A 20041-nucleotide genomic window follows, 5' to 3' on the forward strand; every position below is an offset into this window, starting at 1 on the left:
GCATCCGCTGAAGGCGTTAGGCCTGCGCCTGGGCTCCGGAAAAATCCAGCACCGCCTCGAACACCGTGTCCTCGCCCGCCTGGCGGGTGGCAAGCAGAAGCCTGCCCCCCATCTGCAGCATCAGCCGGTCAACGATGGCGAGCCCGAGCCCGGACCCCGGCGCGCTGGAGGTGCCGCGGCGGAACCGCTGGCGCAGCAGGTTGACGTCGCTTTCGGCAAGCGGCTGCGTGGCATTCGTGACCGAGATGCATCCGTCTGCGGTCAGGCGGACGTGGACGGGATAGCCGGGCAGATGATAGCGCACCGCGTTTTCCAGCAGGTTCTTGAAGACGATCCCGAAAGCGTCCGGATCGATGTGGCGCATGACGGCCGCACCGGCGGCGCTGCGTTCCACCGCAAGATCCAGCGCGGGATGGGCGCGCCGGACATCGGCGAGAACCAGATCAAATAGACCGCCCAGCGCCACCGGTTCCTCCGCCATGCCGATGCCCGCCTCGGCGCGCGCCAGTTGCAGCAGCTTTTCCAGCATCACCGAAAGCCGGCGTAGCCCCTTCAGCACCTGCCGCGCCCGCGGCTGGGCGGAACTGTCCTTCAGTTCATCGACCAGAAGCTCGGTCTGCGCCAGGGCACCGGCCACCGGCGTGCGCAGTTCGTGGGCGCTGTTGGACGCGAGTTCCCGCTCCGCCAGCAGCGCGCCGTGCAATCTCTCGAGCAGCCGGTTGATCGAGGCCGGGATGGGCGCCAGCTCGCGCGGCAGGTCCGCCACGCGGATAGCCGTCATATTGGTGCCGTCGCGCTCGGCAATCGCCACCAGCAGCCGCTCCACCGGCGCCATCGCCTGGCGCACCACCCATAATACAGCCAGCATGCCGAGCGGCAAAAGCAGCAGGACCGGCAGGATGAGCGACAGCGCGCCGCCGCGATTGGCCTCGGCCCGGTGGTCAAGCGAATCGGCCACCTGCACGAAGAGGCTGCCGCTGACGGTCGCCGCGGTGAAGAAGCGGTAGTGATCATCACTCCAGAAGCCGGGCGTCAGCGGGGCGGCAAAAGCAGTCGCAGGCGCATACGAGGAATGCAGCAGCACGCGCCCGCTTGCATCGCGCACCTGATAGCCCAGCTGCCCGTCGTCATCACCCGGGGGAAGATCTTGCAATATCACCGGCTCGGCATTGGCATCCCGGTGGAAAAGGTCGTTCACCACCAGCGGCACCAGCCGTTCTGTTGTCTCCTGCAGGGCGCTGTCGAAGACGTCGTCGAACTCTTCGCGCATCGCATGAATGGCAAGCGCGGTCGCCAATGCCCAGAAGAGAACGAGCAGGATTGCCAGCGACAGGATGAGCCTGCGCGACAGGCTGAAGGATTTGTCACGCATCGCCGGCCACCCTGTAGCCCAGGCCGCGCACGGTCTCGATCACGTCCTTGCCGAGTTTGCGCCTGAGCCGGCTGACATAGACCTCGACCGTATTGCTCTCCACCTCCGCGCCGAACTCGTAGAGCGCATCTTCCAGCTGCGTCTTGGAGAGGATCGCCTGGCGGCGTGCAACGAGCCGTTCCAGAACCGCCCATTCGCGCGATGACAGGCCGATGTCCTGGCCGTCCGGTCCGACCACCCGTCGCTCGGAAGGCAGCACCCGCAGCGCACCGATCGCCACCTCCGGCAGGGCCTGCGCATGGTAGCGACGCGACACCGCGTGAATGCGCGCCTGAAGCTCGTTCAGATCCACCGGCTTGACCAGATAGTCGTCGGCACCGGCATTCAGCCCGGCGATCCGGTCGGAGACCTGGTCATGCGCGGTCAGGATGATCACGGGTGTCACGTCGCGCCGAACCCTGAGGCGCTTCAAGATGTCGAGGCCATGCCCATCCGGCAGGCGCAGGTCGAGCAGAATGAGATCGTAGCGGCTGGCGTCCAGGCACGCCTCCGCTGCCGCGCAGTCCTCGGCCCAGTCCACCGCATGGCCCTGGCGCGCCACATGCGTGCGCACGGCATCTCCCAGAAGGTCGTCATCCTCGACCAGCAAGACTCGCACAGACAGGCTCCCCCTCCACCGATTCCGAAACGACGGCTCTGGCAGTCAAAGCTGACAGCCTGCTGAAGCCAGCGCAAGTTTTGCCCGGCAGACGCGTTCAGCAGCGCGTCAGGTTCTGCACCCAGCTTGCATCATCCACAACGGAAAGGACGACGAACATGCGTATTTTTGTTGCAGTACTTGCAACCACCGCCCTCCTCGGATCGAGCGCACACGCCTCCGACAAGTGTTCTGTGCCGATGAACGACTGGCAACCCCGGGAAGCCCTGAAAACCAAGCTGGAAGGCGAAGGCTGGAAGGTGCGCTCGATCAAGACCGAAGACGGCTGCTACGAGGCCTATGCCATCGATGCCAAGGGCAAGAAGGTGGAAGCCTACTTCAATCCGAAGACCTTCGAGGCAGTCAGCACGAAGAGCGGCGACTGATGGCGACCGCCACTGTCAAGGTCTGGGACCCGCTGCTGCGGGTCTTCCACTGGGGACTGGCGACAGCCATCGTGACGGCATGGCTCACCGCCGACGAATTGCAGAACCTGCATGAATTCGCAGGTTATGCCGCCGGCAGCCTGATTGTCGTGCGGCTGGTGCTCGGCATCGTCGGCAGCCGCTATGCGCGGTTTGGCCAGTTCATCCGCTCCCCGCGCCAGACATGGCTCTATGCCAGCGACATGCTCAGACACCGCGAGGCGCGCTATCTCGGGCACAACCCGCTCGGCGCCGCCATGGTGGTTCTGCTGATCGCCCTGACGGCGGCCGTCGCGTTGACCGGCTGGCTGCAGACGACGGATGCCTATTGGGGTGTCGAATGGGTGGAAGAGACCCATGAGACGCTCGCCAACATCTTCCTCGTCGCGATCCCGCTGCATGTGCTGGGCGTCATCCATGCCAGCCGCCGTCACCGGGAAAACCTGGTGGCCGCCATGATCACCGGACGCAAGCGGGCGGCCTCGGGCAGCGACCTCGGCTGACCTCTGACACAGTGATCACCGCCGCGGCGCTGTTGCAAGGCCGCGGCAGCGGAAAGCGTTCAGCTGTCTGTCAGGAAAGAAGCCCAGACAGCCATCACCGCCACCCACCATCCGATCCGTGCCGAAGGCTTCCGTCGAATGAACACAAGAACACTGCAGACAACCGGGAACAACCGCATCGACCAAAAGCTGCTCGTCGCAGTTTTTTCGCGGCTGCTGCTCGCGGCACTGCTGACGCTCGGCGTGATCGGCGCCTATCTCGGTTACCTGCAGCTTTTCGGCAATTTTGCTCCCGTCATTCCGGGCGAACTCTATCGGTCCGCACAGCCGACACCGGCCAGACTGCAAAGCTACGTCGAGCGTCACAAGATCCGCTCGATCATCAACCTGCGCGGCGAGAACGAGGGACGCGACTGGTACGACGACGAAGTCGCCACCGCGCGCGAACTCGGCATCGTCCATATCGATTTCGGCATCAGTGCCAGAAAGGAGCTGACCCGCGAGAAGGCGGAGCAGCTGATCGACCTGATGCGCGATGCCCCGAAGCCGCTCCTGATCCACTGCAAGGCCGGCGCCGATCGCTCAGGCCTTGCCAGCGCTCTCTACCTCGCCGCGCTTGCGGGACAGAGCGAAGCGGTCGCCGAGCAGCAGCTCTCGCTCTACTTTGGCCATCTGCCCCTGCCCTTCATCGCCGAACAGGCCATGGACCGTACCTTCGAAGCGCTGGAGCCTTGGCTGGGCTTCACAGGCCCGACGACCAGCCATCACCCCCGCTTCACCCCGAATTCGATCGCCACGTCGATCCAGCCGGAATAGCTCACGCCGCATTCGGCAAGCGCCAGCGGATACATCGAGCGGTTCGTGCAGCCGGGCATGGTGTTGATCTCGTTGAGGTAGAGGCGGCCGTCTTCCAGCAGGAAGAAATCGACGCGCGCGATCCCCTCGCAGGAGAGCGCCCGGAACGCCTTCCCGGCCATCGCCTTGGCGCGCTCCACCACATCCTCGCCCACCTCGGCGGGGATGATGATCTTGGCGCCGTCGGGGTCGAAATATTTGGCCTCGTAATTGTAGAAGTCGTGCGACTTTGCCGTCACGATCTCGCCGGGCGGCGAGATCGTCAGCCGGCCGTCGGCATGCTCCAGCACCGCGCACTCGATTTCGCGGCCGGGCAGGAACTCTTCCACCAGCACCTTGGTGTCGAACTCGAAGGCTTTGGTCAGCGCCGGACGCACCGCCTGCGCGCCATCGACGCGCGAGACGCCGAAGGAAGAGCCCTGCCGCGCGGGCTTAACGAAGAAGGGATAACCGAACTGTCGCTCCAGAGCATCGGCATCTATGGTCGCGGGTGCATCGAGGCAGATCGACCGCGCCACCGGCACGCCCGCCTCCCGCAACAGCCGTTTGGCGACATCCTTGTCCATCGCCGCCGCAGAGCCCAGGATGCCGCAGCCGGCATAGGGCAAACCCGCCATTTCGGCATAACCCTGCACCGTGCCATCCTCGCCGAAACGACCGTGCAGGACAGGAAACAGAACATCGAGTTTGGGCAGGTCGCCGGCGCCGGGCTGATCGACTGCGACCAGACGGCCCTTGCCGCCCGGCACGAGCGCCACCTGCACGCCGCCACCCGGCTGCGCAACCGCTCCATCGCCCGCATCCGCATTCAGCCACCAGATCCCGTCGCGGCCGATCGCGATCGGCACCACCCGGTAGCGGGCACGATCCATGGCCTTCATCACATTGGCCGCCGACATCAGCGACACGTCGTGTTCTGCCGACTGGCCGCCATAGAGAACGCCGACGGTAATGAGGCTCATGCGGAAAATCCTTTCTGGGAGGGTGTGGCGAAGAATTTGGAATGAAATGAGGTGGCTTGGAATCAGCAGGCGAGGATGCGCCGGCGCGCCAAGCATCAATGCCTCTGTGTCGACAATGAGACCGGGCACCGGCGGTCGCAGCCACCGTGCCGTGTCCCAAAAAACTCAGTCGCAGTAACGGTTGCCGGACGCCCGGTCACGCAGGTCGAAGTGAAAATGGTTCCAGTGTTCGGGATTGCTGCCCGGACCCAGCACCGTGTTGAAATATTTGCAGCTGTCGGTGCGCACCGCCTTCAAGAGACCCTTTTCGCGGAAGGCAAAGAAACCCTTCTTGCGCACATCGATCTCGTGGCCGTTCTTCAGCGTGAAACGGCCGATATCGATGGCGTTCCCCCGCGCATGCTCCGACATCGGGTTGTAGCGCTGGCGGCTGTTGTTCATCCTCCGGCAGGAATAACCGCCCATCGGCTGGATCGAGCCGATGCCGGTCAGATAACGGGCCCGTGCCGAGGGCGCGAGTTCGTTCTTGACCCATTTCGCGAAGGCCAGCGTCGTTTCGCAATTCAAGGTCACGGCAGGGCTGACCGAAATATTGCCGGAAAGCCCCGTCAGCGACACCGGATAATCGATGCCGCAGCTCGGCCCGTCGTAAATCCGCGGCTTGTCGGTGAAGATGACACCCATCCGTTTCAGCTCACGGCGGCAGGCGAGTTCCGAGGCCGGCATCGGCTCGTCGAAACGCGGGCTCAGTGGTGGCGCGTCGGTGCTCGGTTTTTTCGGCATCAGCATCGCCACTTCCTGCGTCTGCGGTGTACTCGGCGGTGTCACCAGCGACTGGTCGGCCCAGCGCGGCTGCTGGCCGAGATCGCTGCGCTGGTTCTGCCCGCTGCGTTTCGGCGGGATCGTGATCACATCCGGGGTCTGTGCCACCGGCGCGGATACGGGCGCCGACATGGGTTGCGCCACGGGATAAGCGGGCCGGCGCCCGACGGGGCGCGGGTTATCGGTCCCGATCCCGTCCACCACCGGCTGGTTGCTCACGCCTTCCGCGATGTCGGCATTCTGTTCTTCCGCCAGACCAACGACCCGCGGGGCGGCAGCCTCGCCGAGGCCGAGTTCGGAATCGATGTTCACGCCATTGGCGGAATAGGTCAGCGTGCCGAGATTGCTTGCCGGCGCGCCCATCACCCGCGGCGCATGATAGGCAGGCGCCTGCATCTGCGGCTGGGTCAGGGCCAATGCTTCGTCGCTGTCGATCATCGGTTTTGCGGCCTGGGAGGACTGCGGAGGCAAGGGCTGCGGTTCAACGGGATAGGAAGGGGCGGCCTCGATCGGCTGCGGAGCGATGGCGGAGACACGCGTGCCCCGATCGATCGCGGCCGGCGGCACCAGGCCGTCAGCGGTACAGCTCACCACGAGCGTCGATATCATCAGGAAGGCTGCTGCCCGCCTTGCGAAAAAAGCATACGCCATACAATCTGCCCAATCCCGGCGTGCAGAAATGCCACACAGGACAAGTGTAGGCGGACACGGTAAACGAACACTTTCACGATCAAGGTCATTTCAGGGCGATGTCCCGGCCTTTCGGTGACGGATCAGGCTGCGTCACCGCCAAGTTTGGCCATCCGCATCAGCCAGCCATCCGCATCGAAATCCTTGGCCCCCACCATGCCGATCAGCGTGGCCCGCACCGGCTTGATGCCGACGAAGTTCAGGATGCCGATGCGCAGCGCCGCAAGGCTCGCCGCCCGATAGACGACCCGATACCACCAGGCCGGCATGCCCATGGTGACGATCACCCGCGCCGAGCGGCCGGAGAGAAGTTTGCCGCCAAACGGGCCCTTGCTGGGATCATAGGCAAAACCCGGCCGCGCCACCTGCTCGAGGAACGCCTTCAGCAGCGCCGGCATGCCGCCGAGCCAGAGCGGATAGACGAAGACCAGATGCTCCGCCTCGCGGATCTTGTGCTGGGCAGACAGGATGTCCTCGTTCGGCATGCCCTCCTCCTGCTCCGCCTGGTTGCGCAGGAACTCGATCCTGAGCTGGGCAATATCGATGTGGGTCACCGAATGCCCCGCCTCCTCCGCCGCCGCGCCATAGGCGCCCGCCAGCGCATGACACAAATGGTCGCCCGCCGGATCCGGATGGCCCTGGATGATCACGATCTTCGTCATTGTCCGTCTCCCCGTGCCAAACAGCAGGTTGCGCTCCTGTATCGCCCGGACGAACAGGCCCTTCCTTGCGGCGGATCAACGCGGGATCAACAAAAAGCCCGCCGTTCTGCACAGCGGGCGTTCTGTATGCTTGGGCGCTGGGTCAGCCGCCTCAGGCCGCCCTGGAACTCTGGACAAAACCGCCCTGCCCCAGCTGGAAACCGGCGAGCAACGCCTGCAGCTGCCGGCTCTGTTCGGCAAGCGTCTGGCTCGACGCGGTGGTCTCCTCCACCATGGCGGCATTCTGCTGCGTCATCTGGTCCATGTGGTTGACGGAGGAATTGATCTCCTGCAGGCCGGTTGCCTGTTCGCGCGAGGCGGTGGCAATGCCTTCCACCTGCGCATTCACCCGCTCGACCAGCGTGACGATCTCGACAAGCGCCTCGCCCGTCGTGCGCACCAGCGAGACACCGGCCTCCACCTCGCTGGTGGAGTTCTGGATCAGCGACTTGATTTCCTTAGCTGCATTGGCGGACCGCTGCGCGAGTTCCCGCACCTCCTGGGCGACGACCGCAAAACCGCGACCCGCCTCGCCCGCCCGCGCGGCCTCCACGCCGGCATTCAGCGCCAGGAGGTTCGTCTGGAAGGCGATCTCGTCGATCACCCCGATGATCTGGCCGATCCGGCTGGAGGAATCTTCGATCCGGCCCATCGCGGTGATCGCCTTGCTGACGATCTCGCCGGAGCGGCCGGCACTCTGCTTCGTCTCGGCCACCATGGCGCGGGCTTCGGCGGCCCGTTCGGAGGCGGTCTTGACGGTCGCGGTGATTTCTTCCAGCGCCGCGGCCGTTTCCTCGAGGGCTGCCGCCTGCTGTTCGGTCCGGCGCGACAGGTTGCCGGTCGCGCTCGAAATGTCGGACGCGCTGCCGTGCACCACATGGCCGGTCTCGGCGAGCGCGGTGATCGTCTTGCGCAACGAACCGACGGCGCGGTTGAAGTCGTCCCGCACCTTGGCATAGTCTTCGCCGAGATCACCAAGCGTCACCGCAAGATTGCCGCGTGCCAGTTCCTCCAGCGCATGTCCCAGCTCGTGCATCGCCCGTTCCTGGCGCAAGGCATTGTGCTGCGCTTCCTGCGCCGTCCGCTCACGGTCCGCGGCAATGGCGCGCTGCTGGTCGGCATCGCGTGCCTGCAGCTGCGCCCGTTCGTTCACCGCATCCCGCAGCACGATGACGGAGCGGGCGATGTCGCCCAGCTCGTCACGGGCCTCGGCGCTGGCAATCTCCACGTTCGCATCACCGGTCGCCATCCGTTGCAGCGCAAGACGCAGCTGGCCGACCGGACCGGTAACGCTCTTGACGATCAGGAAAGCGGCGGCGGCCAAGATGAGCAGGCCGGCGGAGGAAATCAGGCCGAACCGCAGCGCCTTCTGCCAGAACAGGGCCTCCAGGTCGTCGACATAAACGCCGGTACCGACCACCCAGCCCCAGGGCTCGAAGCCCGCCACATGCGAATATTTCTCGACCGGCTGGTCAGCACCCGGCTTCGGCCAGTCATAATCGACAAAACCCTGGCCGCTCGCCTTCACCGTGTTGACGAACTCGACGAAAAGAAACTTGCCGTTCGGATCCTTGTTCTGGGTCAGGTCCGAGCCGTTCATTTCCGGCTTGATCGGATGCATCACCATCTTCGGATGCATGTCGTTGATCCAGAAGTAACCGCTACCATTGTCGTAACGCATGGCTGCGAGGATCGTCTTGGCCGCCTCCTGCGCCTGCTGGCGGGTCAGCGCGCCGGACTTTTCCTGCTCATGATACATCTTCAGCACGCCGAGCGCGTTCGCATTCATGAAAGCAAGCGCTGATTTTCGTTCCTTCTCAAGTGCTTCGTAGCTTTGTGACAGACTGATCGTCATCGCGCCCGCCAGGATGACCACGGCGAGTGCGACCAGGAAGTAGAGGCGAGTCGAGAGTCGCAAGTTGTTCATCAGCAGTCCCCCAAAAAATTCAGCATTTGAGCTAATAACATTTACAATCTTTAGGACTGGTAAATGCCGATACACACTCTGTTTTCTTCGCATTCCGAAACGAAGCCGATTGCCAGCACGGATCGGCGGCAATACAGTCGCGTTGTTTTGCAACGCAACATAAGTGCGGATCCCATGACGAAGACCAGCGATGTACCTGAAGGTGAACTGACGCTCAGAACATTGGCGATGCCGGGTGATGCCAATCCCGCCGGCGATATATTCGGCGGCTGGGTCATGGCGCAGATGGACTTGGCGGCCGGCATTCGTGCCGGAGAACGGGCCCGCTGTCGTGTGGTGACCGCAGCGGTGAAGGAAATGGCCTTCCAGCGCCCGGTCAAGATCGGCGATACGCTGAGCATCTATACGGAACTCACCCGCATCGGCCGCACGTCGCTGACCCTGCAGGTCGAGGCCTGGGTCAACCGTTCCCGCATCGGCAACAAGGAGAAGGTCACGGAAGGCACCTTCATCATGGTTGCGCTGGATGCCGAGGGCAAGCCGGCACAAGTGCCGCAGGACTGACCTCGCCTAGAGGCTGAGAACGTCGGACGCCTGCGACAGGTCGAGCCCGGGGAACACCCGCCCGGCAAGATTGGAGTGGCTGATGTCGAACTGGCGGTGCAGAAGCGCCGCAGCCAGTGCCCGCACGTCCGTTGTCGGCATCAGGTCGCGGCCCTCGTACAATTGCTCCGGCGCAAGGCCCGGCCAGGTGCCGAGCACACGACCACCCGACACCGTCCCGCCGGCGACCAGCGCCAGGCTGGCCGTCCCGTGATCGGTCCCGCCGCCGGCATTCTGTGCCACGGTGCGGCCGAACTCCGTCACCGCCAGGACAACGGTCGAGGCCCAGATGGCGGGGGACACGGCCGCCCGCAAGGCGAGGATTGCGGTCGCAAGCTGGCTGATCGGCGTGGCAAGCAGCGTTGCCTGATCGGCATGCGTATCCCAACCGGGCAGGGACAGGCTTGCCAGGCGCGCCTCGCCGGTCAGCCGCTCCACGACCAGGCCCATCACGCTGGCAATCCAGTCGTCGCCCTGTTGCAAAGGCCCGACGTCACGCAGCGCATCGCGGAAACCGGCATCATCACCATAAAGCCGCTCGAGGAAAGCGATCTCATCGACACCGAGCGGCGGGATCTGCGGCCTCGCATTCACCATGTTGTCGTTCGGTCCCGACAGCAACAGGCCGTGCAGGCCGTCGAGATTCTCCGCCTTGCGGGCGCCGGCACGGGGAATGGAGGAGAGAGCGCGGTTCAGCCAGCCCGTCGGCAGCGTCGCGCCATGCGCCTCCCCCGCCTCCAGCATGTCCTGCGCCTCGAAATGCCGGGGCGTGGCACTGCGATAGGACGAGGCAATGGCGTGCACGAAGGCCAGTTCCCTCGCATGCCACAAGGCAAGAAGCGGTGACGCCGCCGGATGCAGGCCGAACTGCCCGTCGAGATCCAGCAGTCCGTCGTCAAGGGTCAGCGCCAACTCCGGCCGAAGCACCTGAAGATGCGGATCGTCCAGCGGCTGCACCAGGCTGAGCCCGTCCATGCCGCCCCTGAGCAGGATGACGACGAGACGATTGTCGCCCGGCACGGCGGCAAACAGGGGTGCCGGCATCAGCGGCAAACTTGCGGCGCCCCCCAGGAAGGCGCGTCGGGAAAGGCATGCAAACAGGGGCATGATCATCTCCTGTTGAAGGCCGGCGAAACGAGAACCATGGTCAGCGCCTGCGACCGGCTCGGCGCCTCGCGCACCAGCCTCACCAGATCGTCCGGCACCGCATCCGCCAGTGCTGCCTGCAACAGGTGTTCCGGATCGGGTGTGATCGGCAGTACCCGTGTCGCCAGCCGCGCCCAGGCAATTCGTTCGTCGAGCAACGGCCCCGTCAGCCATGACGTTTCCTCCTCCGGCGGCCCGTCCAGCACCGGCGGCTGCCAGATCGGCTGGCCCATGCGGCGCAAACCGTCCAGCGTGAGTTGCGCGGCGACACCTGGCGCAAGCCGCGCGCCCGTCTTCGCCTCCGGCTCCGCCGAACTTTCAATCGGCACGCCGCTCGCCTGGGCAGCAATCTCGTCCAGTTGCCGTGCCGGAAGGCCGAAGGCGCGCAAGGCGGAAACGACGACATCGAACGGCCGCAGCAAGACCCGCGGTTGCGGCGAAAACGCCGCCGGATGCGCCAGCATCGCCCGGTAGACGGCACTCAGCGTTCCGCCGCTCGCCACCCAGGCTGCTCGCATGCCGTCCGTCACCTCACCGGCCACCTCGGCGCCGAGAAAATGCGTCGCGAGCTTGCGGCAGATATGGTCGATCGTCTCCGGCCGCGAGGCAAGATCCTCGATCAGCCGCAGGTGATCGTCGGGTTTGCGCCCCTCCGCGCCATAGGTCTTGCCCAGCACGGCCTGCGCGACAGGATCCGCCTGCGCCGGAACATGCGTCAGCGAAAGCGTTGCCGGATCGACACCAACCCCCGCCAGCAGGAGCGCGGCACCCCGCACGTCCTCCTCGGTGACGCCGGTCCCGCCCATGGTCTGGTGAAACAGGAGATAACGGGCCAGATGATCCCGCAGTTCGGCGCCAGCAGCGGCACCGGACGGCGATTGAGGACTTGCGGAGCGTGTCTGGTCGAAGGCGATCAGCATAGTCGGGTGCAGGGTTGCCGAGCGGAGCAGATCCGCAAAGGCACCCCCGAGATGCGGCCGAACGGCTTCCGCCTCGAACAGGCCGATCATCAGCCGGGTTTCATAACGGGCGCGGGCATCAATGGCGAAGTGGTCCATCCAGAACGAGACCAGCCGTTCATAGAAGCCAAGTTCCGATTGCACCGCCTGGAACAGCCTGGCAAGGGCGTCGCGGGCAAACATCCGCTCGGCCTCGCGTTCGCTGTCCTGCCGCAGCGCGGTGTTCGGTCGCCCCTGCTGCGCCGCCTTCGCCTCGACAGTGCGCACGGCGACCAGACGGCCGACCGCTTCCTTGCGCCCGGTCAGACCTTCCCGCGGAAAGACCGGTTTGGCGGCCAGCCCCACGGGTGACCTGCCGCATGAGTGCATCAATGTCGCCCGGAGGTGTTTCGCCCGGGCAAAGGCCGTAACCGTAGCGCCGCGCCGCCACTGTCGCAAAAGATGCCGTCATGTGGCCCTGGGCTCCTCTTCCGGCGATGCCCGTCCGCCAGCCCGCCGGCCTGCGCTCGACACCCTCGCTCGACATCAGCCGTGTCATCACGTCCTTAGAGGTGCCTGAATGAGGCCATTTTCCGGCATCGCCAGCAGGAAGTTTCTCCCATCCCGCTGGGGATCGTCGGGATCAGCCGGCCCGATCCACAGATTTTCGTCTTCTGGTTGCCCCGGACGGCCTGTGTTTAAGGGAATTTTATCAAGAGCCTGTCAGTTTTTCTAATAAAGATGCAGGTCGGTCATGCCACGACCGGGGAGGCCTACGATCAAAGCAGACAAACCCTCCATTCAAGAGGTCCACCGCATCCAGGCGGAAACCTTGCTGCAGCGCCTGCCCTCGACGCTGGTCACCAATATGCTGGTGTCGTTGTCGGCCTTTGCACTTGTCTGGTTGCGTGCACCGGGCGATAAGGCGGCGTGGTGGTGGCTCACCACGGTGCTTGCGACACTCGTGGCGCGTGCGGTCCTCAGGAGCCTGATCCTCCGTAAGCGGCTTCAGAACAGCAATCCGGAACGCTCATTGACCCTGCTCGCCTCGGGTGCGGGCAGCAGCGGTTTCGCCTGGGCCTCGCTTCCCTTCGTTCTCAACGACTTCAGCGTTTATAGTGTCGACGGCGGCTTTTATCTGATGATCCTCGGCGTCGCCACCGGTGCCGTCCTGATGAGCATCGGTTATCGCTGGAACGGCCTTGCCTTCGCGCTCCCCTGCCATTTGTCCGTCGCCCTGTCGCTGCTGCTGCAGGATGGCCTCACCAGCATCATCCTGGCCCTCAACGTTGTCGCGCTGACCATCATCCTGCACCGTAGTGCCATCATGGGCGAGAGCATCTTCATCGAAAGCACCAACCGAAAGCTTGAAGCGAATGCCATGACAACCTCGCTTCAGGAGGCCAACCACGACATTCTGCAGGTCAATGCCCGTCTGGAACTTCTGGCCAATTGCGACCCGCTCACCGGTCTTGCCAACCGCGCCGCCTTCAACGAGGCGCTGCGTGACGGCATTGCAGAGGCGGCGGCCTCGGAGCAGAAACTCAGCCTGCTGGTCATCGATCTCGACCGCTTCAAGCACGTCAACGACACCATGGGGCACAAGATCGGTGACGAGCTTCTGACGGAATTCGCCACCCGCCTGCGCAACAATCTTCCGCCGGCCCATACCGTCGTTGCACGCCTGGGCGGCGATGAATTCGCCATCATCGTGTCCGGCCGCGATCCGGCGGCGGAAGGGCCGCGCGTTGCCGAAGCGGTGCTGCGCCAGGGCCGCAAACCTTTTGTGCTGAATGGCCAGACCTGTATGGTCGGCACCTCCATCGGGCTGGCGATCTATCCCGACCATGCCACAACCGCCGACGAACTGTTCGTCTCCGCGGATATGGCGCTGTACCGGTCGAAGGATCAGGGGCGTGGTCGCTGGCGCAAGTTCGATCCGAAACTGCGCGCCGCGGCCGAACGCCAGCGGCAGATCGAGACCGACGTGGTGCCGGCGATCGAGACGGGCCAGGTGGAGGCCTGGTTCCAGCCGCAAGTCTGCCTGAAAACCCAGCGCATCACCGGTTTCGAGGCGCTGGTGCGCTGGCACCATCCGACGCTCGGTTTTATCGCCCCGCCGGAAATCGTGGCGGCCGCGCATACGGTGCACCAGTCGGACAAGCTGACGGGCGCGATTGCCGATGCATGCTGCCGGCTGCTCATCGACCTGCCCGGACTGGGCCTGCCGGAGGCAACCGTTGCGGTCAACGTCTCGCCGCGCGAGTTTGCCCTCTATTCGGTCGCCGACCTGCTGGATGCGACCGTTGCCCGCCACGGCATCGATCCGCAACTGCTGGAAGTCGAGATCACGGAAGAGGCGCTGCTCGACACGGTGATTGCCGGCGAACAGCTGAAACGGCTCGAACAGTCGGGTTTTGCGCTTGCCGTCGACGATTTCGGCGCGGGCCATTCCTCGCTGACCCGGCTGATCGACCTGAAGGTCGACCGGCTGAAGATCGACCGCGGCATCATCGCCCACATCGCCGCCTCCAAACGCAACCAGGCGATCGTCTCCGCGCTCATCAGTCTTGGCGATGCGCTGTCGATGGAGATGCTGGCCGAAGGGGTGGAAACGGAAGCAGATGCCGAGGCGCTGCGTGCGCTCGGCTGCGAACAGGGCCAAGGTTATCTTTTTGCCCGGCCCATGCCGGTCGAACGTATTGCCGGCTGGATCGCCGAACGGCAGGACAAGGAACAGCGCACGCGCCTGATCGGCTGAACGAAGGCGGTTCTCACAACCGCTTCAGGCAGTAGGAAAAATGCGCATCCGGATCGAGCGTCAGGAACTCGAACTGCCAGCCATACTCGACGCAAAACCGGTTGACCGCCTGCACCACGCCATAGACGACCGGTTTGATCACATTGCCGGTGCAGAAATCATGGCCGCAGATGCGCCCGTGCGGTTTCACCTTGGTCTGGCACAACACCAGCTCGTTCCAGCTGTTGGCATAAGAATGGTCGGTGTCGATATAGACCCAGTCGAAGGTCGCATTGGCAAAACCCGCCAGTTGCTCGGTCGAACCGCCGATATGCAGCTGCACCTGCCCGCCCGCGATCTCCTCGGCGAAACGGCTGGTCACCCGTTCATACCCCTCGTTATAACGGCTGAGATCCCAGGCATCGATGAGATGCAGCCGGGCGGGGCGGTTGTGGGCGAGGATCTCGGCGGTGTAATCGCCGAAGGCAACACCGATTTCCGCCGCGACGCCGCCTTGCGGCAGGCGATGCAGCAGGTCGGTGCGGTTCGGCAAAACGCGGCAATGTTCGGTGTGCTGCGGGGACAACATGGTGCGCGGCGTGCTGGTTTTCAGCGCGATCCGCTGGTCAAGCGATAACATCGGTGGGAGACACTCCATGACAGATGCGCCTAACCTAGTACTACAGTTGTGTTTTGGGGTAAATCATGATTCCCTTCCGCTGGTTGGCGAATAGGGAGATACGCAATGTCTGTTTCATCCTGGGCGGGCGGGCTTGTCGATTGGCGGCGTACACTGACGGAAATAAAGAGGTTCATTGCCCCCGCATTCAAGCGCATTGAGCAGAGGCAGACCGCTGGAATTTTCATCGATGGGCTTTTATCCCGCGCTGAACGTAAGACGGGCTGGATGCTGGCGGAAGAAGCCGGCCTGGATCGCCCCTATCGTATCCAGTCATTATTGGGAAGGTCCTTGTGGTCTGCGGATGAGCTCTGTGAACGTGTTCGCCATTATGTGATCGAGGCGCTGGGGGACCCTGACGGAGTTCTTGTCGTTGATGAAACGGGGTTCTTGAAGAAAGGCGATCAATCTGTCGGTGTCGCACGACAATATTCCGGGACAGCAGGTCGGATTGAGAACTGTCAGGTAGGCGTATTTGCCGGCTATGCCAGTCGTTTTGGTCATGCTCTCATCGATAGGCAACTCTACCTTCCCAAGGAATGGGCCGAAGATCCGGAGCGTCTGCAAAAAGCGAGCGTTCCGGAGGATCTTGCCTTTGCGACCAAGCCTACGATCGCGCGCATGATGATTGAACGGATTCTTGACGAGGGCGTCCCATGCGCCTTCGTGCTGGCGGATGCTCTTTATGGCTCGGACAGCAAATTCAGGAGTGCACTGGAAAGGCGCAAACAGCCTTATGTCCTCGCGGTTCGCTCGAACCATACACTGCGGATCTTTCGCGAAGAACAGCTCATCCTCACGGATACGGAAACGATGATCGATGAGTTGGATGCACAGGCATGGCAGGCACTGTCTGCGGGAGAAGGAACCAAGGGGCCGCGCCTTTATGAATGGACACGTCTGCCAATTGCCCGACCCAATGAAGATGGCTTTCAGCGCTGGCTTCTTGCGCGGCGTAGTCTGCGTAATCCAGACGCTATCGCCTACTACTTCGCAAACGCTCCTGCTGAGACGACATTGGCTGAACTTGCGGCCGCTGCCGGATTGCGCTGGACAATCGAAGAATGCTTCCTGCGCGCCAAGGATGATCTAGGTCTCGACCATTGCGAGGCGCGCTCCTGGCATGGGTGGCATCGTCATATGAGCCTGGTGATGGTTGCAGCTGCATTTCTCGTGAAGATCAGTGCTCAGCAACGCCGCCACGCATTCGGGAAATGGAACGAAACGAGTCCAGACGATCAGGTGATGGCTGTGGCGTGATCCATAGGCTCAAGCAGTCCTACACGACTACGGAAATACTGCATCTGACGGCGATGATTTTATCGCGATCGGTTTCCGTTCCACTCATCTGGCAATGGTCCCGATGGCGAAGACGCCATCAGTTGAAAGCGGCGATAGCTCATCGAAAGGGATTGCAACAACAAAAAATCCAACTGTAGTACTAGGGTAAAGCCCGCGTCTGGCCAGAGCCCATGCTGCGGTGCAGCGTTCAAAATCGCGTCAACGGCGCCCGGTTCTGTTCCCAATTTGTTTCGCCGCCACCCTTCCATTTCCGCCGGACTCCCTCCATATTCCGGCCATGTCGAAAGCGCCGAAACCATCCCCGTCCAAGGCCCCCGGATTTGCGGAGGCTCCCCAGTCCTCGTTCGAGGGCGCCCCCCTCTCCGGCTCCGTGGCCGATTGGGTGAAACAGCTGGAGGCGGAGGCGGAAGCCTCCTCCGTCGAGACCCAGCGCGAGATCGCCTCGAAGGCCGGCAAACACCGCAAGAAGATCGAGATCGCCGCCCGCGAACAGGCGATCCGCGAGGCGAAGGAAGAGGAAGCCGCCAGAGCGAAGGAGCAGGCAGCCGGAGCGAAGCGCAGCGGCCAGGCGGCAAAATCCGGCACAGCCAAAAACACCACCTCGCAAAAAACCTCCCGCGGCGTGTCGATCGGCGCCTCCTCCGATCCGAAGACGCGCGCCGCCGCCGGCCTCAACCCGGTCGCCGGCATGGATGTGTCGCTGGAAGAGGCCCAGTCTCTCGCGCCGGGTGCGGTCACCGCCACCGTCGATGCGCTGGCAAAACTCATCGAAAGCGGCAATCCGCTGTTCAAGGACGGCAAGCTGTGGACGCCGCACCGCCCCGCCCGGCCGGAAAAATCCGAGGGCGGCATCCCGATCCGCATGGTCTCCGACTACCAGCCGGCCGGCGACCAGCCGACCGCGATCGCCGATCTCGTCGAGGGCCTGAACTCCGGCGAACGTTCCCAGGTGCTGCTCGGCGTCACGGGTTCCGGCAAGACCTTCACCATGGCCAAGGTGATCGAGGCGACCCAGCGCCCCGCCGTCATCCTCGCGCCGAACAAGACGCTCGCCGCCCAGCTCTATTCGGAGTTCAAGAACTTCTTCCCCGACAATGCGGTGGAATATTTCGTCTCCTACTACGATTATTACCAGCCGGAGGCCTATGTGCCCCGCTCGGACACCTATATCGAGAAGGAAAGCTCGATCAACGAGCAGATCGACCGCATGCGCCACGCCGCGACGCGCGCCATCCTCGAGCGCGACGACTGCATCATCGTCGCCTCCGTCTCCTGCATCTACGGTATCGGCTCGGTGGAAACCTACACCGCCATGACCTTCCAGATGTCGGTCGGCGACCGCATCGACCAGCGGCAACTGCTCGCCGATCTCGTCGCCCAGCAATACAAACGCCAGGACATCAATTTCGTCCGCGGCTCCTTTCGCGTCCGCGGTGATACGATCGAACTCTTCCCCGCCCACCTGGAGGATGCCGCCTGGCGCATCTCGCTGTTCGGCGACGAGATCGACAGCATCACCGAATTCGATCCGCTCACCGGCCACAAGACCGGTGACCTGAAATCGGTCAAGATCTACGCCAATTCGCATTATGTCACGCCGCGCCCGACGCTGAACGGCGCGATCAAGGCGATCAAGGACGAGCTGAAGATGCGGCTTGCCGAGCTGGAAAAGGCCGGCCGCCTCTTGGAGGCGCAGCGCCTGGAGCAGCGCACGCGTTACGACATCGAGATGATGGAGGCGACCGGCTCCTGCAACGGCATCGAAAACTATTCGCGGTATCTCACCGGCCGCCGCCCCGGCGAACCGCCGCCGACGTTGTTCGAATATATCCCCGACGACGCGCTGATCTTCATCGACGAAAGCCACGTCACCATCCCGCAGATCGGCGGCATGTATCGCGGCGACTTCCGCCGCAAGGCGACGCTCGCCGAATACGGCTTCCGCCTGCCCTCGTGCATGGACAACCGCCCGCTTCGCTTCGAGGAATGGGACGCCATGCGGCCGCAGACGGTCGCCGTCTCCGCCACGCCCGGCGGCTGGGAGATGGACCAGTCCGGCGGCGTCTTTGCCGAACAGGTCATCCGCCCGACCGGCCTCATCGACCCGCCGGTGGAAGTCCGCTCGGCCCGCACCCAGGTCGACGACGTGCTCGGCGAAATCCGCGAGACGGCGCTGAAGGGCTATCGCACCCTCTGCACCGTGCTCACCAAACGCATGGCCGAAGATCTCACCGAATACCTGCACGAACAGGGCGTGCGCGTGCGCTACATGCATTCGGACATCGACACGCTGGAGCGCATCGAGATCATCCGCGATCTCCGCCTCGGTGCCTTCGACGTGCTGGTCGGCATCAACCTGCTGCGCGAGGGCCTCGATATTCCCGAATGCGGTTTCGTCGCCATCCTCGATGCCGACAAGGAAGGTTTTCTGCGCTCGGAAACGTCCCTTATCCAGACCATCGGCCGCGCGGCGCGCAACGTCGACGGCAAGGTCATCCTGTACGCGGACACCATCACCGGCTCGATGAAACGGGCGATGGAGGAAACCGCGCGCCGCCGCGAAAAACAGATGGCCTACAACACCGAACACGGCATCACGCCGGAATCGGTCAAGGCCCGCATTTCCGACATCCTCGACTCGGTCTACGAACGCGACCACGTCCGCGCCGACATTTCCGGTGCCGCCGGCAAGGGTTTTGCCGATGGCGGCCACCTCGTCGGCAACAACCTGCAGAGCCATCTCAACGCGCTGGAAAAACAGATGCGCGACGCCGCCGCCGACCTCGATTTCGAAAAGGCCGCCCGCCTGCGCGACGAGATCAAGCGCCTGAAGGCCGTCGAACTGGCGTCGATGGACGATCCGATCGCCCGCGAAGAAACCCGGGCCCAGGAAGGCGTGCGCCGCAGCGCCGAAGCCACCCGCCAGTCGCTCGACCCGTCGCTGGCGCAAACGGGCGGCAACAGCCCCTCATCCGCCCTGCCGGGCACCTTCTCCCCGTCAGACGGGGAGAAGGGACAAGCCGCACGCGCGTCGCTCCCCCTCTCCCCGTCAGAACGGGGAGAGGGTCGGGGTGAGGGGCAGCCGCAGGCCTCCTACTTCGCCAAACCCTCGCTCGACGACATGGGCCCGGGCACGGACGCCAGTATTCCGTCATCCCCGGGCTCGACCCGAGGACCCCTGTTCCGCAAGAACACCCTGGACGAAATGACCGTCGGCCGCACGGAAAAACCTTTGCCGGGAAAACTGCCGGAAAAGCCGGTTTCCCCTTCTCCCCGTGGGGGAGAAGGTGCCCGAAGGGCGGATGAGGGGCAATCCCGCGACGACCCCCGCCCCCTCGTGCGCGGCAAAACCGGCATCGGCTCCTACGAGGACCCGGCCGAGGTCAAACGCAAGGGCCGCACGAAGGGCAAGACGGGCCGACCGGGGCGGTAACCCCGAGTCCCTTCTCCCCTTGGGGAGAAGGTGCCCGGCAGGGCGGATGAGGGGCCGGGGCGCTCCCGCCTTACGCCGGAAGCAAAGCAAGCACATCCATCCGCCGCCAATCGCAGCAAGAACCTGAAGACGATGGCGACGACGCCAAACGCACTGGAGAAAAGGTCAGCAAATTTGAAAATTTCCAAATTACGCGCGCGCTTAGTTTAAAGATTAACTTACGGTTTCCACATATGGTTGTATATT

16 protein-coding genes are annotated in these 20041 nt (G+C 63.8%); 7 read left to right on the top strand and 9 right to left on the bottom strand.

The annotated features are described in order from the left end of the window. Positions 1-16: 16 nt before the first annotated feature. Both OU993_RS26230 and OU993_RS26235 read right to left on the bottom strand, forming a co-directional pair. The gene (locus OU993_RS26230) at positions 17-1372 is read right to left on the bottom strand and encodes a sensor histidine kinase (protein ID WP_268161916.1); all 1356 of its coding nucleotides are present in this window, start codon (positions 1370-1372) and stop codon (positions 17-19) included. Next, a complete protein-coding gene (locus OU993_RS26235; protein WP_268161917.1) occupies positions 1365-2030 on the bottom strand; it encodes a response regulator in 666 nt (221 codons plus the stop codon). The genes OU993_RS26230 and OU993_RS26235 overlap by 8 nt, the downstream gene beginning before the upstream one ends. Positions 2031-2188: 158 nt before the next feature. Here OU993_RS26235 and OU993_RS26240 point away from each other — a divergent pair, with 158 nt between their 5' ends. The 3 genes from OU993_RS26240 (at position 2189) to OU993_RS26250 (ending at position 3813) form a co-directional block, all read left to right on the top strand. Next, positions 2189-2455: a PepSY domain-containing protein gene (locus OU993_RS26240; protein WP_268161919.1), complete on the top strand. Its 267-nt coding sequence runs from the start codon at positions 2189-2191 to the stop codon at positions 2453-2455. Continuing rightward, positions 2455-2997 carry a cytochrome b/b6 domain-containing protein gene (locus tag OU993_RS26245; protein WP_442793043.1) on the top strand — a complete coding sequence of 181 codons (543 nt, stop codon included), beginning with the start codon at positions 2455-2457 and terminating at the stop codon, positions 2995-2997. Before OU993_RS26240 ends, OU993_RS26245 begins: the two co-directional genes overlap by 1 nt. Positions 2998-3135: 138 nt before the next feature. Next, a complete protein-coding gene (locus tag OU993_RS26250) occupies positions 3136-3813 on the top strand; it encodes a tyrosine-protein phosphatase (protein ID WP_268161921.1) in 678 nt (225 codons plus the stop codon). Here the strand turns inward: OU993_RS26250 and OU993_RS26255 are convergent. The 4 genes from OU993_RS26255 to OU993_RS26270 form a co-directional block, all read right to left on the bottom strand. Next, positions 3762-4814 carry a D-alanine--D-alanine ligase family protein gene (locus OU993_RS26255; RefSeq protein ID WP_268161924.1) on the bottom strand — a complete coding sequence of 351 codons (1053 nt, stop codon included), beginning with the start codon at positions 4812-4814 and terminating at the stop codon, positions 3762-3764. The genes OU993_RS26250 and OU993_RS26255 overlap by 52 nt on opposite strands. Before the next feature lie 165 nt (positions 4815-4979). After that, the gene (locus tag OU993_RS26260) at positions 4980-6287 is read right to left on the bottom strand and encodes an extensin-like domain-containing protein (RefSeq protein ID WP_268161927.1); all 1308 of its coding nucleotides are present in this window, start codon (positions 6285-6287) and stop codon (positions 4980-4982) included. A gap of 122 nt (positions 6288-6409) precedes the next feature. After that, on the bottom strand, positions 6410-6988 hold the full coding sequence (locus OU993_RS26265) for an NAD(P)H-dependent oxidoreductase (RefSeq protein WP_268161930.1): 579 nt from the start codon (positions 6986-6988) through the stop codon (positions 6410-6412). Between the two features lie 151 nt (positions 6989-7139). Further along, positions 7140-8954 carry a methyl-accepting chemotaxis protein gene (locus OU993_RS26270; RefSeq protein ID WP_268161933.1) on the bottom strand — a complete coding sequence of 605 codons (1815 nt, stop codon included), beginning with the start codon at positions 8952-8954 and terminating at the stop codon, positions 7140-7142. Positions 8955-9128: 174 nt separating this feature from the next. Here OU993_RS26270 and OU993_RS26275 point away from each other — a divergent pair, with 174 nt between their 5' ends. Next, positions 9129-9518, top strand: coding sequence for an acyl-CoA thioesterase (locus OU993_RS26275; RefSeq protein WP_268161935.1), 390 nt, complete (start codon positions 9129-9131; stop codon positions 9516-9518). Positions 9519-9524: 6 nt separating this feature from the next. Here OU993_RS26275 and OU993_RS26280 read toward each other — a convergent pair whose 3' ends face one another. Continuing rightward, the gene (locus OU993_RS26280; protein ID WP_268161937.1) at positions 9525-10664 is read right to left on the bottom strand and encodes a DUF1501 domain-containing protein; all 1140 of its coding nucleotides are present in this window, start codon (positions 10662-10664) and stop codon (positions 9525-9527) included. Between the two features lie 2 nt (positions 10665-10666). Continuing rightward, entirely contained in the window at positions 10667-12007 is a 1341-nt protein-coding gene (locus tag OU993_RS26285; RefSeq protein WP_268161939.1) for a DUF1800 family protein, read from the bottom strand. A gap of 466 nt (positions 12008-12473) precedes the next feature. Between OU993_RS26285 and OU993_RS26290 the strand changes: the two genes are divergently transcribed. After that, complete coding sequence (locus OU993_RS26290) at positions 12474-14402, top strand: putative bifunctional diguanylate cyclase/phosphodiesterase (RefSeq protein WP_268161941.1); 1929 nt, start codon at positions 12474-12476, stop codon at positions 14400-14402. Positions 14403-14415: 13 nt separating this feature from the next. Here the strand turns inward: OU993_RS26290 and OU993_RS26295 are convergent, their stop codons facing one another. Continuing rightward, positions 14416-15021 (bottom strand): class I SAM-dependent methyltransferase, encoded by a 606-nt coding sequence (locus OU993_RS26295; protein ID WP_268161943.1) that lies wholly within the window; start codon positions 15019-15021, stop codon positions 14416-14418. Positions 15022-15126: 105 nt separating this feature from the next. Between OU993_RS26295 and OU993_RS26300 the strand changes: the two genes are divergently transcribed. Both OU993_RS26300 and uvrB read left to right on the top strand, forming a co-directional pair. Beyond that, positions 15127-16320 carry an IS701 family transposase gene (locus tag OU993_RS26300; RefSeq protein ID WP_268161945.1) on the top strand — a complete coding sequence of 398 codons (1194 nt, stop codon included), beginning with the start codon at positions 15127-15129 and terminating at the stop codon, positions 16318-16320. A 319-nt stretch (positions 16321-16639) separates the two neighbouring features. Further along, entirely contained in the window at positions 16640-19795 is a 3156-nt protein-coding gene (uvrB, locus tag OU993_RS26305) for an excinuclease ABC subunit UvrB (RefSeq protein ID WP_268161947.1), read from the top strand. The last annotated feature ends 246 nt before the right edge of the window (positions 19796-20041 follow it).

Source organism: Rhizobium sp. SL86 (assembly GCF_026672545.1).
Lineage (GTDB): Bacteria > Pseudomonadota > Alphaproteobacteria > Rhizobiales > Rhizobiaceae > Neorhizobium.